Origin of the sequence: Roseovarius ramblicola, from assembly GCF_042430665.1 — a bacterium.
GTDB lineage: Bacteria > Pseudomonadota > Alphaproteobacteria > Rhodobacterales > Rhodobacteraceae > Roseovarius > Roseovarius ramblicola.
In genome coordinates this window covers 45740-59571 of the sequence record NZ_JBHMEC010000028.1, presented here as the reverse complement: position 1 = coordinate 59571, position 13832 = coordinate 45740, and the positions used below count along the sequence as shown (strand labels likewise).

General features: G+C 66.8%; 15 protein-coding genes. 14 read left to right on the top strand and 1 reads right to left on the bottom strand.

Going from position 1 to position 13832, the window contains the following annotated elements; translation table 11 throughout:
* Positions 1-65 precede the first annotated feature (65 nt).
* From ACFFU4_RS16640 to dxs, 14 genes are all read left to right on the top strand, one after another.
* Positions 66-935, top strand: a complete 870-nt coding sequence (locus tag ACFFU4_RS16640) for a polyprenyl synthetase family protein (protein ID WP_377070975.1) — start codon at positions 66-68, stop codon at positions 933-935.
* A 2-nt stretch (positions 936-937) separates the two neighbouring features.
* On the top strand, positions 938-2068 hold the full coding sequence (locus ACFFU4_RS16635) for a methyltransferase (RefSeq protein ID WP_377070974.1): 1131 nt from the start codon (positions 938-940) through the stop codon (positions 2066-2068).
* 127 nt (positions 2069-2195) lie between these two features.
* On the top strand, positions 2196-3137 hold the full coding sequence (gene bchC / locus ACFFU4_RS16630; protein WP_377070973.1) for a chlorophyll synthesis pathway protein BchC: 942 nt from the start codon (positions 2196-2198) through the stop codon (positions 3135-3137).
* On the top strand, positions 3134-4138 hold the full coding sequence (locus ACFFU4_RS16625) for a chlorophyllide a reductase iron protein subunit X (protein ID WP_377070972.1): 1005 nt from the start codon (positions 3134-3136) through the stop codon (positions 4136-4138). Before bchC ends, ACFFU4_RS16625 begins: the two co-directional genes overlap by 4 nt.
* Complete coding sequence (locus tag ACFFU4_RS16620) at positions 4125-4283, top strand: hypothetical protein (protein ID WP_377070971.1); 159 nt, start codon at positions 4125-4127, stop codon at positions 4281-4283. Before ACFFU4_RS16625 ends, ACFFU4_RS16620 begins: the two co-directional genes overlap by 14 nt.
* Positions 4280-5860 carry a chlorophyllide a reductase subunit Y gene (bchY, locus tag ACFFU4_RS16615; protein ID WP_377070969.1) on the top strand — a complete coding sequence of 527 codons (1581 nt, stop codon included), beginning with the start codon at positions 4280-4282 and terminating at the stop codon, positions 5858-5860. The genes ACFFU4_RS16620 and bchY overlap by 4 nt, the downstream gene beginning before the upstream one ends.
* Complete coding sequence (bchZ, locus tag ACFFU4_RS16610; RefSeq protein ID WP_377070968.1) at positions 5860-7335, top strand: chlorophyllide a reductase subunit Z; 1476 nt, start codon at positions 5860-5862, stop codon at positions 7333-7335. Before bchY ends, bchZ begins: the two co-directional genes overlap by 1 nt.
* Positions 7332-7556, top strand: coding sequence for a cytochrome PufQ (gene pufQ / locus ACFFU4_RS16605; protein ID WP_377070967.1), 225 nt, complete (start codon positions 7332-7334; stop codon positions 7554-7556). The genes bchZ and pufQ overlap by 4 nt, the downstream gene beginning before the upstream one ends.
* Positions 7557-7686: 130 nt before the next feature.
* Positions 7687-7836, top strand: coding sequence for a light-harvesting antenna LH1, beta subunit (gene pufB / locus ACFFU4_RS16600; protein ID WP_377070966.1), 150 nt, complete (start codon positions 7687-7689; stop codon positions 7834-7836).
* Between the two features lie 14 nt (positions 7837-7850).
* On the top strand, positions 7851-8012 hold the full coding sequence (pufA, locus tag ACFFU4_RS16595; RefSeq protein WP_354543653.1) for a light-harvesting antenna LH1, alpha subunit: 162 nt from the start codon (positions 7851-7853) through the stop codon (positions 8010-8012).
* Between the two features lie 118 nt (positions 8013-8130).
* The gene (gene pufL, locus ACFFU4_RS16590) at positions 8131-8970 is read left to right on the top strand and encodes a photosynthetic reaction center subunit L (RefSeq protein ID WP_377070965.1); all 840 of its coding nucleotides are present in this window, start codon (positions 8131-8133) and stop codon (positions 8968-8970) included.
* Positions 8971-8973: 3 nt separating this feature from the next.
* Positions 8974-9963 carry a photosynthetic reaction center subunit M gene (pufM, locus tag ACFFU4_RS16585; protein WP_377070964.1) on the top strand — a complete coding sequence of 330 codons (990 nt, stop codon included), beginning with the start codon at positions 8974-8976 and terminating at the stop codon, positions 9961-9963.
* Positions 9964-9966: 3 nt separating this feature from the next.
* Positions 9967-11061: a photosynthetic reaction center cytochrome PufC gene (gene pufC, locus ACFFU4_RS16580; protein ID WP_377070963.1), complete on the top strand. Its 1095-nt coding sequence runs from the start codon at positions 9967-9969 to the stop codon at positions 11059-11061.
* A 94-nt stretch (positions 11062-11155) separates the two neighbouring features.
* Positions 11156-13084 carry a 1-deoxy-D-xylulose-5-phosphate synthase gene (gene dxs, locus ACFFU4_RS16575; protein ID WP_377070962.1) on the top strand — a complete coding sequence of 643 codons (1929 nt, stop codon included), beginning with the start codon at positions 11156-11158 and terminating at the stop codon, positions 13082-13084.
* A 161-nt stretch (positions 13085-13245) separates the two neighbouring features.
* Here dxs and ACFFU4_RS16570 read toward each other — a convergent pair whose 3' ends face one another.
* Positions 13246-13713 (bottom strand): plastocyanin/azurin family copper-binding protein, encoded by a 468-nt coding sequence (locus ACFFU4_RS16570; protein WP_377070961.1) that lies wholly within the window; start codon positions 13711-13713, stop codon positions 13246-13248.
* Positions 13714-13832: the final 119 nt, after the last annotated feature.

Here is a 13832-nt window from a genome sequence, read left to right as displayed (position 1 = left end):
TGTCCAGTATGATTTACATATAGTGTGTCATTAATGAATTACATACCGGATGCGGGAGGCGCGACATGCCCATTTCAGACCGGATCGAGGCCGCCATCGGCGCGGCGCTCGCTCATGCCTCGGGGGCCGATGCGCCGCGTCTGCTGGCCGGGTCGCTGGGGCATGCCGTGCTGCCCGGCGGCGCGCGCATCCGGCCGACGATCCTGATGTCGGTGGCGCGCGCCTGCGGCGAGGACCGCCCGGCGCTGAGCGATGCCGCCGCCGCCGCGCTGGAGCTGATCCACTGCGCGAGCCTCGTGCATGACGACCTGCCCTGTTTCGACGATGCCGACACGCGGCGCGGCAAGCCGTCGGTGCATCGCGCGTATTCCGAACCGCTGGCGGTGCTGGCGGGCGACAGCCTGATCGTGCTGGCGTTTGACGTGCTGACGCGCGCGGGCGAGGCGGATGCGGGCCGCGCGCTGCGCCTGATGGGCCTGCTGGCGCGGCAGACGGGGATGCCGCATGGCATCTGCGCCGGGCAGGGCTGGGAGAGCGAGGCGAAGATCGACCTTGCCGCCTATCACCGGGCCAAGACCGGCGCGCTGTTTGTGGCGGCGACGCAGATGGGGGCCGTGGCCGCCGGGCACGAGCCCGAGCCGTGGCACGATCTGGGCGCGCTCATCGGCGAGGCGTTTCAGGTGGCCGACGATCTGCGCGACGCGCTTATGGACGAGGAAAGCCTGGGCAAGCCGGTGGGGCAGGACGATCTGCACGGGCGGCCCAACGCGGTGGCGGAACTGGGCGTGGAGGGGGCGGTGGCGCGGCTGGGCGATATCCTCGCCGGGGCCATCGCCTCGATCCCGTCCTGTCCGGGCGAGGCGGCGCTTGCGGCGATGGTGCGCGCGCAGGCCGAACGGATCGTGCCCAAGCTGCCCGCGCGCACGGCGGTCTGAGCATGGTGGCGCTGCCGGAGGCCGCGCCGCGCCGTCCGCGGGCGGGATGGGTGGCGCGGCTGCTGGCCAATCCCCGGTTTCAGAGCCTTGCCGGGCGGGTGCCGCTGGCCCGTGGCATCGCGCGGCGCGACGGTGCGGCGCTCTTTGATCTGGTGCAGGGATTCGTGCAGTCGCAGGTGCTGATGGCGCTGGTGGAACTGGGCGTGTTGCGGCGGCTGTATGATCATGGCGCGCAGCGGGCGGGGGCGCTGGCACGGGTTTGCGAGGTGCCGCCGGACCGCATGGCGCATCTGGTGCAGGCGGGGGCGGCGCTGGGCCTGCTGCGGCGGCGGCGCGACGGGCGGTTCGCGCTGGCGCGGCGGGGCGCGGCGCTATTGGGCGTGCCGGGGCTGGAGGCGATGATTCGCCACCACCGCGCGTTCTATGCCGACATGGCCGATCCCGTGGCGCTGTTGCGCGGTGAGGGCGAGACCGAACTGGCGCGGTTCTGGCCCTATGTGTTCGGCGCGGGCGGCGAGATCGCGCCGGAGGTGGCGGAGCGGTATTCCGACCTGATGGCGCAAAGCCAGGGGCTGGTGGCCGAGGATGTGCTGCGCGTGGTGGGGTTGCGCGGGGTGCGCTGCCTGATGGATGTGGGCGGCGGATCGGGGGCGTTCCTGGCGGCGGTGGCGCGGGCGTATCCGGCGCTGTCGCTGCGGCTCATGGACCTGCCCGAGGTGATGCCGGAGGCGGCGCGGCGGCTGGCCGGGCTGGGATTGTCGGGCAACGTCGAACTTTGCGGGGGCTCGTTCCGCGACGAGGCGCTGCCGACGGGGGCGGATGCGATTTCGCTGATCCGCGTGCTCTATGATCATTCGGACGAGACGGTGGCGGATCTTTTGGCCAAGTGCCACGCCGCGCTGCCGCCCAAGGGTCGGCTGATCGTGGCGGAGCCGATGTCGGGCGGTTCGCGGCCCGAGCGGGCGGGGGATGTCTATTTCTCGTTCTACACCATGGCGATGGGCACCGGGCGGGTGCGCTCGGCGGCGCGGATCGCGGAGATGTGCCGCACGGCGGGCTTTGCGCACGTGACGATCCCGCGCGCGCCGCGGCCCTACATCACCGGGGCGTTGAGCTGCGTTAAGGCGGAATGACAGTATTTCAGGCAAATGTGTAACGTAAACTTGACACATAAATATGTCCGAGTAGACTGACATTGTGAGCCCGTATCCACCTGCTGAGTCTTTAGCGCAGGAAACGGGCAAAAGCTGGGAGGCGATCATGGATACCCGCGCTGTCTTTTTGAACGGTCCCGAGGACCTTCATCTCGACAGGCTGGCGCTGAAGGCACCGGGGGCGGCGGATATCGTGGTCGAGATCGCCCATTCGGGGATTTCCACCGGCACCGAAAAGCTGTTCTGGAACGGCACGATGCCGCCCTTTCCCGGCATGGGTTATCCGCTGGTGCCGGGCTACGAGGCCGCCGGAGAGGTGGTCGAGGCCGCGCGCGGCACCGGCTATCGCCCCGGCGATCATGTGTTCGTGCCGGGGGCCGACTGCTTCGAGGGCGCTTATGGCCTGTTTGGGGGGGCGGCGGCGCGGCTTGTGACCTCTGCCGCGCGGGTCACGCGGATCGATTCGGCGATGGGGCCGGAGGGGGCGCTGCTGGCGCTGGCGGCCACTGCGCGCCACGCGATGGCGGGGCTCGACCGGGCGGTGCCCGACCTGATCGTCGGCCACGGCGTGCTGGGGCGGCTGCTGGCGCGGCTGACCATCGCCGCCGGTGCCCCCGCGCCGACCGTCTGGGAGACCGAGCCGGGGCGGCGTGGCGGCGCGCAGGGCTACGCGGTGATCGACCCCGGCGACGACCCGCGCCGCGACTATCGCGCGATCTACGACGCCTCGGGCAATGCCGCCATTCTGGATGACCTGATCGGGCGCCTTGCCAAGGGCGGCGAGATCGTGCTGGCGGGGTTCTATCCCGGCGGCCTCAGCTTTGCCTTTCCGCCCGCCTTCATGAAGGAGGCGCGGCTGCGCGTGGCCGCAGAATGGGTGCGCGACGACCTGCGCGCCGTGCGCGACCTGATCGGGACCGGCGCGCTGTCGCTTGGCGGGCTCATCACCCACGAGGCGCGGGCCGAGGATGCGCCCGACGCCTATCGCACGGCGTTCGGCGATCCCGATTGCCTGAAAATGATACTCAACTGGAAGGACGCAGCGTGAAGGACGACGTGCCGAATCTCAAGGATTTCGACCAGCGTCTGCGCGACGAGGCGCATGAGGACCTCGCCGATGTCATCAATGACGGCGCGCCGACGCAGAAGACGCAGATCATCGCGATCTATGGCAAGGGGGGGATCGGCAAGAGCTTCACCCTCGCCAATCTGAGCCACATGATGGCCGAGCAGGGCAAGCGCGTGCTGCTGATCGGGTGCGATCCGAAATCGGATACCACCTCGCTCTTGTTTGGCGGCAAGGCGTGTCCGACGATCATCGAGACCTCGACAAAGAAGAACCTCGCCGGGGAGCCGGTGAAGATCGGCGACGTGTGTTTCAAGCGCGGCGGCGTGTTCGCGATGGAGCTTGGCGGGCCGGAAGTGGGCCGGGGCTGTGGCGGGCGCGGCATCATCCACGGCTTTGAACTGCTGGAAAAGCTGGGCTTTCACGACTGGGATTTCGACTACGTGCTGCTGGATTTCCTCGGTGACGTGGTCTGTGGCGGCTTTGGCCTGCCGATCGCGCGGGACATGGCGCAGAAGGTCATTCTGGTGGCCTCGAACGACCTGCAATCGCTTTACGTGGCCAACAACGTCTGCTCGGCGGTGGAGTATTTCCGCAATCTGGGCGGTAATGTCGGTGTCGCCGGCCTTGTGATCAACAAGGACGATCAGTCCGGCGAGGCGCAGGCCTTTGCCCGCGCGGTGGATATCCCGGTGCTGGCCGCGATCCCGCAGGATGACGATTTGCGCAAGAAATCCGCGAATTACCAGATTGTCGGGACGTCGCAGAGCCAGTGGGGCGGGCTGTTCGCCGGACTGGCCGACGAGGTGACGGCGGCACCGCCGGTGCGGCCCAACCCGCTCGATCAGGACGGGCTGCTTGGCCTTTTCGACAGCAAGGACACGGGCGGCGATTACGTGCTGGAGCCTGCGACCGACGAGGACATGCGCGGCAAGCACGCGGCGCCGAAGGAGACGCTGGAGGTGGTTTATGACGACGCCTGAGCGCCCCCGTCACGAGACACTGGCCGAGGTGCAGCGGATGGTTGCGCGCGCCCGGCCCGAGCAATTGCGCCGCCTTCTGGCCGATATCCGGGCGGCGGAAATGAGCGACCGGGGCGGGGATGGCCCCCAAAGGCGGGCGTCATGAGCGACGATGTCACATATGACGGCAGCGGGGCAGGGGGGCCGTCTGCCCCCCGCGCGCCCGAGGCGCGCCCCCCCGAGGATATTTCCGCCAAGGTGAATGCGGGGGACGGCGCGGGCTGTCACGCGCAGGGCGAGATGGAGGCGGCGGCGCGGGCGGCGGGCGCGGCGGAGGTGCTCGACCGCTATGCCGAGGATTATCCCAAGGGACCGCACGATCAGCCGCAGAGCATGTGCCCTGCCTTCGGGTCGCTGCGCGTTGGCCTGCGGATGAAGCGGGTGGCGACGGTGCTGTCGGGCTCGGCCTGTTGCGTTTACGGCCTGACCTTCGTGAGCCATTTCTACGGCGCGCGGCGCTCGGTCGGCTATGTGCCGTTCAATTCCGAGACGCTGGTGACCGGCAAGCTGTTTGAGGATATCCGCGAGAGCGTGCACGAGATGGCCGACCCGGCGCGGTTCGACGCCATCGTGGTGACGAACCTGTGCGTGCCGACGGCCTCGGGCGTGCCGCTGCGGTTGTTGCCCCGCGAGATCAACGGCGTGCGGATCGTGGGCATCGACGTGCCCGGCTTTGGCATCCCCACCCATGCCGAGGCCAAGGACGTGCTGGCCGGGGCGATGCTGAACTATGCGCGTGCCGAGGCCGGGGCGGGGCCGGTGGCGGCCCCCGAGGGCGGCGTCGAGGACCGGCCCACGGTGACGCTGCTGGGCGAGATGTTCCCCGCGGACCCGATGATGATCGGCGCGATGCTGGCACCGATGGGGCTGGCCGCCGGGCCGGTGGTGCCGTGCCGCGAGTGGCGCGAGCTATATGCCGCGCTGGATTGCGGGGCGGTGGCGGCGATTCATCCGTTCTACACGGCGGCGGTGCGGGAGTTTGAAGCCGCTGGTCGCCCCATCGTGGGGAGCGCGCCGGTGGGCCATGATGGCACTGCTGAGTGGTTGAAAAACATTGGGCAAGCCTTTGGATTGTCTGAGGAAAAGATTGCTTCTGCGCAGAACGCCTTTCTACCCTCGATCCGCGAGGCTTTGGCCAATGCGCCCGTCAACGGGCGGATCACTCTGTCGGGCTATGAGGGCAGCGAGCTTTTGGTGGCGCGGCTGCTGATCGAGAGCGGGGCGGAGGTGCCGTATGTGGGCACCGCCTGCCCGAAGACGCAATGGTCGGCGGCGGATGCAGACTGGCTGGCCGCGCGCGGCGTGACGGTGAAATTCCGCGCCTCGCTGGAGGATGACTGCGCCGCGATGGAAGGATTGGAGCCCGATCTCGCCATCGGCACCACGCCGGTGGTGCAGAAGGCCAAGGAGCGGGGCACGCCGTCGCTCTACTTCACCAACCTCATCTCGGCGCGGCCGTTGATGGGGCCTGCGGGCGCGGGAAGCCTTGCGGAAGTGGTGAACGCGGCGATGGGCAACAAGGGCCGCATGGACCGGATGCGCGACTTCTTCGAGGGCGTGGGCACCGGCGATACCGCGGGCGTGTGGGAGGGCGATCCCAACATCCGCGAGGATTTCCGGGCGACCAACCTCAAGAAGCTGGAAAAGCAGAAGCGCGCCGCCAAGGCGCAGGAGATGATCTGATGCTGATCCAGGATCATGACCGGGCGGGCGGATACTGGGGGGCGGTCTATGCCTTCTGCGCCGTCAAGGGATTGCAGGTGGTGATCGACGGGCCGGTGGGCTGTGAGAACCTGCCGGTGACGAGCGTGCTGCATTACACCGACGCGCTGCCGCCTCATGAGTTGCCCATCGTGGTGACGGGCCTCGGCGAAGGCGAGATGGGGGCGGGGACCGAGGAGGCGATGAAGCGCGCCTGGGGCACGCTCGACCCGGCGCTGCCTGCCGTGGTTGTGACCGGCTCCATCGCCGAGATGATCGGTGGCGGGGTGACGCCGCAGGGCACCAACATTCAGCGGTTCCTGCCGCGCACCATCGACGAGGATCAGTGGCAGGCCGCCGACCGGGCGATGACCTGGCTGTTTACCGAATGGGGCATGACCAAGGGGCGGATGCCGCCGGAGAAGAAGCGCGCGGAGGGCGCGAAGCCCCGCGTCAATATCCTCGGGCCGATGTATGGCACGTTCAACATGCCCTCGGATCTGGCCGAGATCCGGCGGCTGGCCGAGGGGATCGGGGCCGAGATCAACATGGTGATGCCGATGGGCACGCATCTCGCGGAGATGCGGGGGCTGGTGAATTCGGACGCCAATATCGTGATGTACCGTGAGTTTGGCCGCGGTCTGGCCGAGGTTCTGGGCAAGCCCTATCTGCAAGCGCCGATCGGTGTCGAGTCGACCACGTTGTTCTTGCGTAAACTCGGCGAGATGCTGGGGCTTGACCCGGAACCGTTCATCGCCCGCGAGAAGCATTCGACGCTGAAACCGGTGTGGGATCTGTGGCGCAGCGTCACGCAGGATTTCTTTGCCACCGCCAATTTCGGGATCGTCGCGAACGAGACCTATGCGCGCGGTATCCGCAATTACCTGGAGGGCGATCTGGGCCTGCCCTGCGCCTTTGCCGTGGCGCGCTGCGCGGGGAAAAAGACCAATAACGAGGAGGTGCGCGCGCTGGTTCATGGCAAGCGCCCCGTCATCCTCATGGGGTCGATCAACGAGAAGATGTACCTGGCCGAGATGGCGGCGGGGCACGGGCCGCGGCCCGCGTTCATCCCCGCGTCGTTCCCCGGTGCAGCGATCCGGCGGGCCACCGGCACGCCGGTGATGGGCTATGCCGGGGCGACGTATCTGTTGCAGGAGGTGTGCAACGGGCTCTTTGATGCGCTGTTTCACATCCTGCCGCTGGGCAGTGAGATGGACGCGGGCAAGGCCACGCCGACGCCGCTGCGCCGCGATCTGCCCTGGGATGCGGAGGCGAGCGCCGCGCTGGCGCGGATCGTCGGGACGCATCCCGTGCTGACCCGCATTTCCGCCGCCAAGACGTTGCGCGACAGCGCCGAGACGGCGGCGCTCAGCCGTGGCGAGGCGCGGGTGACGCTGGCCTGCGTCAACAGTCTTTCGACCACAGACGAATTCCCGGAGGGAGGAGACGACCAATGACCGATATCAGTTCCGAAGCCCCGCTGCGCCGTCGCGCGCCGCGCCGCAGCAGCGCCGAGTACCGGCTGTATTTCTTCTGCATCTTCTTTTTCGCGATCCCGTTTGCCGCCGCGCGGTGGGTGCGCGACGTGATCCGGCACCGAACGCTCAACCTTGCCGGGCCGCTGGCGCGCGCCTGGCTCGAGGCGGACCGGATCACGCCGATGATCTTCTCGGTCTGAGCAATGGCTTGGACCGGGATCACAGACTGCCTGCCCGGATGGGCGGACAGATCCCGAGGGGCCGTACCGGTCCCGAGGGTCCCGGCCGCGGGGTGCCGCGGCGTCAGCATAACGTTCCGGAGGAAAGTTCATGGCTGATAAATCCGACCTGTCCTTCACAGGTCTCACAGACGAGCAGGCCCAGGAGCTGCACTCGGTGTATATGAGCGGCCTCTGGCTGTTCACGCTGGTTGCAGTGGTCGCGCATATCGCGACCTTCATCTGGTTCCCGTGGTTCTGAGGAAAGGATGAGAGATGGCTAAATTCTACAAGATCTGGCTGATCTTCGATCCTCGCCGCGTGTTCGTGGCGCAGGGCGTGTTCCTGTTCCTGCTGGCGGTGATGATCCATCTCGTGCTTCTGAGCACCGACGGTTTCAACTGGTTTGAAATCGCCGCTCAGAAATACGGGCGCTGATCGCGCTGCCGCCTGAGGAAAGCGCCGCGGGCGGGGTGTCTTGCCCGCGGCAGACCAAAATCGATTTCACAGACAGGCCCTTGGCATGTGCCGGGCCGCCACATGCGGAGGCAGAGACATGGCTTTGCTCAGTTTCGAACGCAAATACCGGGTCCGGGGGGGGACTCTCGTCGGCGGTGATCTGTTCGACTTCTGGGTCGGACCGTTCTATGTCGGCTTTTTCGGGGTGACGACGGCATTCTTTGCCACCCTCGGCACCATCCTGATTTTCTGGGGCGCCTCGCAACAGGGCACCTTCAACCCCTGGCTGATCAATATCGCGCCGCCCGACCTGAGCTATGGTCTGGGGCTGGCACCGCTGATGGAGGGCGGGCTGTGGCAGATCATCACGATCTGCGCGACCGGCGCCTTTGTCAGTTGGGCGCTGCGCGAGGTGGAGATCTGCCGCAAGCTGGGGATGGGCTATCATGTGCCCTTTGCCTTCGGCTTCGCGATCCTCGCCTATGTCACGCTGGTGATCTTTCGCCCGCTGCTGATGGGGGCGTGGGGGCATGGCTTTCCCTATGGCATCTTCAGCCATCTCGACTGGGTCAGCAACACCGGCTACGCCTACCTGCATTTCCATTACAACCCGGCGCACATGCTGGCGGTGACGCTGTTCTTTACCACCACGCTGGCGCTGGCGCTGCATGGCGGGCTGATCCTGTCGGCGGCGAACCCGGAAAAGGGCGAGGACATGAAGACGCCCGATCACGAGGACACGTTCTTTCGCGATTTCATCGGCTATTCGGTGGGCACGCTGGGGATTCACCGGCTGGGCTTTCTGCTGGCGATCAACGCCGTGTTCTTCTCGGCGGTGTGCATCATCATTTCCGGCCCGGTCTGGACCAAGGGCTGGCCCGAATGGTGGAACTGGTGGCTCGATCTGCCGATCTGGCCCTCTCAGGTGGGGATGTAAATCATGGCAGAGTATCAGAACATATTCACGCAAGTTCAGGTGCAGGGCACGCCCGAGATGGGCATGGACGACACCGGAGGCCGGCTGCTGGCCGAGCGGGCGGGCACGCCCGGCTTTTCCAAGTTGCTGGGCTGGATCGGCAACGCGCAGCTTGGCCCCATCAACCTCGGGATGCTGGGGGTGGTGAGCCTTGCGAGCGGCTTTGCCTGGTTCTTCATCGTCGGCTTCAACATGCTGGCACAGGTGGGCTGGTCGATCCCGGAGTTCCTGCGGCAACTGTTCTGGCTGGCGCTGGAGCCGCCGGGGCCGGAGCATGGCCTGTCGATGCCGCCGCTGAACGATGGCGGCTGGTATATCATCTCGTCGTTCTTCCTGCTGGTAGCGGTGATGGCCTGGTGGGCGCGCAGCTATCAACTGGCCGCGAGCCACAAGATGGGCAAGCACGTCTTCTGGGCGTTCGGCTCGGCGATCTGGCTGTTCCTGGTGCTGGGCCTCTTCCGTCCGATCCTGATGGGGTCGTGGTCGGAGGCGGTGCCGTATGGCATCTTCCCGCATCTCGACTGGACCACGGCGTTCTCGATCCGCTACGGCAACCTCTACTACAACCCGTTCCACTGTCTCTCGATCGTGTTCCTTTATGGCTCGGTGCTGCTGTTCGCGATGCACGGGGCGACCATTCTGGCCGTCACCCGCTATGGCGGCGACCGGGAATTGGAGCAGATCGTCGATCGCGGCACGGCGTCCGAGCGGGCCGCCCTGTTCTGGCGCTGGACCATGGGCTTCAACGCCACGATGGAGGGCATTCACCGGTGGGCCTGGTGGTTCGCGGTGCTGACGCCGATCACCGGCGGGATCGGTATCCTGCTGACCGGGACGGTGGTGGATAACTGGTTCATCTGGGCGCAGGAGCACAATTTCGCGCCGATGTATGACGGCTCTTATGGCTACGAGGCTTACGGCTCCTACGAAGCCTTCATCGGACAGGAGGAGTGAGCCATGTTTCCGAAATGGTTTGACAAGTGGAACCGCGAGAACCCCAAGGACATCTATGGCCCGGCCATCGCCATCGGCGTGGTCGGGGGGGCGGTCTTTACCGCGACCATGCTGATCGCCTTTGGTGCGCCCTATCAGACGGACAGTCTGCAAACGGGTCCACGCGGCACCGGCATGTCGCGCCCCGAGTTCAAGACCGATCTGGCCAAGCCGGATCCGGGGATCGAGGCGTTTCTCGCCTCGACCTCCGCGCCGGTGGTGCCGCAGGGCGGTGAGGAGACCGCCGGAGATGCGCGTGAGAACGTGCCGCCGGGGCTGGAGGGGTTGACGGTCGAGAATTACGACCGGCTGCTGGCGGCGATGCGGGAATGGACCGGCATCCCCGATCTCTTCGACGATCCGGCGAGCTATCAGACCAGCGTCGGCCACGTGATGATCGGCATGACCCGGAATCTCAACGAGAACTGGGCCGGTCATGTCATGGCCAACAAGGAGGTCGGTGTGACGTGTTACACCTGCCACCGCGGAGAGCCGGTGCCGTCGGATATCTGGTACCGGATCAGCCCGGTGAACGAGAGCGCCGAAGGCTGGTCGGCCAATCAGAACCGGGTGACGATGCAGTCGCAATACACCTCGCTGCCGTCGGACGCGCTGGAGAAATACCTGCTCGATGGCGAGGTGATTGCCGTGCACGATCTCGATGCCCGCGTGGCGGGCGTGCCGGGCGAGGATGGCTATCCGGGCATTCAGCAGGCCGAGCGGACCTACTCGCTGATGAACTATGTCAGCAATTCGCTGGGGGTGAACTGTGTGTTCTGTCACAACAGCCGCGCCTTCTACGATGGCGGGCAGGTGACGCCGCAATGGGCCACCGAGAGCCTCGGCATCCAGATGGTGCTGGAGCTCAACAACACCTATCTGGTACCGCTTGGGGGGCTGTTGCCCGAGGAGCGGCTGGGCCCGGTCCATGGAGATGCACCCAAGGCCGCCTGCAAGACCTGCCACAAGGGCTATCAGCAGCCGTTGCAGGGCACCAACGTGATCAAGGACTGGCCGGAGCTTGCCACCGTGAGTGGTGAGCCGGATTACGGCAACTGATCCAAGCGCGGGGGCGCGGATGATCGCGCCCCCGCCGCAGAGTTTGCGCCGCCCTCGCGCGGGTGGCGGTCGCGCCACCGGGGAGGGGGCCATGATGACACAGGATATACCCAAGACACCGCTTCTGGACCGGATCGCCGGGCCTTCGGACCTGCGACAGATGCCGGATGACACCCTGGCCCTGCTGGCAGACGAGTTGCGCGCCGAGGTGATTTCGGTGGTGTCGGAAACCGGCGGGCATCTGGGATCGAGCCTCGGGGTGGTGGAGTTGAGCGTGGCGATTCACGCGGTCTTCAACACGCCGATGGACAAGCTCGTTTGGGACGTGGGCCATCAATGCTATCCGCACAAGATCCTGACCGGGCGGCGCGACCGTATCCGCACGCTGCGGCAGAAGGACGGGTTGAGCGGGTTCACCAAGCGGTCAGAGAGCCAGCATGATCCGTTCGGGGCTGCGCATAGCTCAACCTCGATCAGCGCCGCGTTGGGATTCGCCGTGGGGCGCGACATGGGGCAGGCGACGGGCGATGCCATCGCCGTGATCGGCGACGGGGCGATCAGCGCAGGGCTCGCCTATGAGGCGCTGAACAACGCGGGTGCCGAGGGGCGGCGGCTGTTCGTGATCCTGAATGACAACGAGATGAGCATCGCGCCGCCGGTGGGCGCGATGTCGTCCTATCTGAGCCGGATGTATGCCAGCGAACCGTTGGCGCGTGTGGCGTCATTGGCCGAAGGGTTCGAGGCCGCATTGCCTGCGCCGATGCGCGACGGCGCGCGCCGGGCGCGGCAGTTGGTGACGGGGTTGACCGGGTCCGGCACGCTCTTCGAGGAATTGGGGTTTCAGTATGTCGGCCCGATTGATGGGCATGACATGGGGCAATTGCTGGCCGTTCTGCGCGCCGCGCGGACGCGGGCGACGGGGCCGGTGCTCATTCATTGCTGCACGGTCAAGGGCAAGGGCTATGCCCCCGCCGAGGATGCTGCCGACAAGGGGCACGGTGTATCGAAATTCGACCCCATGACCGGGGCGCAGGCGAAATCCTCGGGCGGTGCGCCGTCCTATACGTCGGTTTTCGGGCAGGCCCTGAGCGATGAGGCGGCGCGCGACGAGCGTGTGGTCGCGGTGACGGCGGCGATGCCGGATGGCACCGGCGTGTCGAAGATGGCGGAGCGGTTTCCGGGGCGGGTGTTTGATGTCGGCATAGCTGAGCAACATGCGGTGACCTTTGCCGCCGGGATGGCGGCGAGCGGGCTGCGGCCGTTTTGCGCGATCTATTCCACGTTCCTGCAACGCGCCTATGATCAGGTGGTGCATGACGTGGCCTTGCAGGGCCTGCCGGTGCGGTTCGCGATTGATCGCGCCGGGCTGGTGGGGGCGGATGGCGCGACCCATGCGGGGGCGTTCGATATCGGCTATCTGGGCAACCTGCCGGGGATGACGGTGATGGCGGCCTCGGACGAGGCGGACCTGGTGCATATGGTGGCCACGGCGGCGGCGCATGACGCGGGGCCGATTGCCTTTCGCTATCCGCGCGGGGCGGGGACCGGGGCGGAATTGCCCGAGCGGGGCAGGGTGATGGAGATCGGCAAGGGCCGGGTGATCGAGGAAGGATCGGACGTGGCGATCCTGAGTTTCGGCGCGCATCTCTTCGAGTGTCGGGTCGCGGCCGACATGCTGGTCGAGGAGGGGATTTCGGTGACGGTGGCGGATGCACGGTTCGCCAAGCCGCTCGATACCGATCTGTTGATGCAGCTTGTGCGGCATCACCGCGCGCTGATCACCGTGGAGCAGGGGGCCATGGGTGGTTTCGGGTCCATCGTGATGCATGAGCTTGCCCGGCGCGGCGCGTTCGACCGGGGGCTTGCGATCCGCAATATCTGTCTGCCCGACCGCATCATCGAACAGGCGAGCCCGGCGCAGATGTACGAGGCGGCGGGCATGACGGCGGGCGATATCGCGGATGCGATCCGGCGGGTCGCTGTGCCCGGAGGGGCGCGCGTCGTGCCGCTGCGGGGGGTGTGAGGGGGCAATATTCGGCCTGTTGTTGCCGTTCGGGTCCTGGCACCAATGCGCGGCTCCTCAAGCGCTGTGCTGAACGACCCCTCCAGGCCATTCTTGCTCCAACCTCACGAAATGGGCCGGCCCGCATCCGGACCGGCCCCCGACCCTCACAAACGTGCCGCTCAGGCGGTGCCGCCCACGATCTCGTCGGCGCGGGCGAAGATATCCTCCCAACGCTGCTTCTCGCGCGGAGCGCGCAGCCTGGCCTCCTTGAGGCGTGCGTAATTGCCCGAGGCGTCGCCCACGAGGATCAGCCCGACCATGCCGAGCGCCTTGTGCGGCTGGCAGTAATAGCCATAGGCACCCTCGGCCCCGACCACCACCTCGGCGTCCTGGCTCATGCGGGTCTTCCAGCCCTCTGCCCCCTCGGGCAGCATGTCGTCGTAGCTCACCGAGTTGTGCGCCGGGTCGGCGGCGACGAAGCGGATCGTGTCGCCGGGCTGCGCCTCGACGATATCGGGATGGAACACCATCCGCTCGTTGCTGTCGGGATGCTTGTTGAGCATCTGCACCTCGTGCACGGTGCCGGTGGCGCGCGCGGCGGTCGCGGGCATCAGCACCGTTGCGACGGTGGCGCCCATGAGGCTCATGGTCGTGCGTCGTGTCATTTTCATGCGACAGGCTCCTGTTGAAGGCCGGCCCGCCCATGCGGCCCGACCGGGTTTTCGGATATCTCGGGAGCTAGCGTCGAGGCTGGCGGATCAAGGCA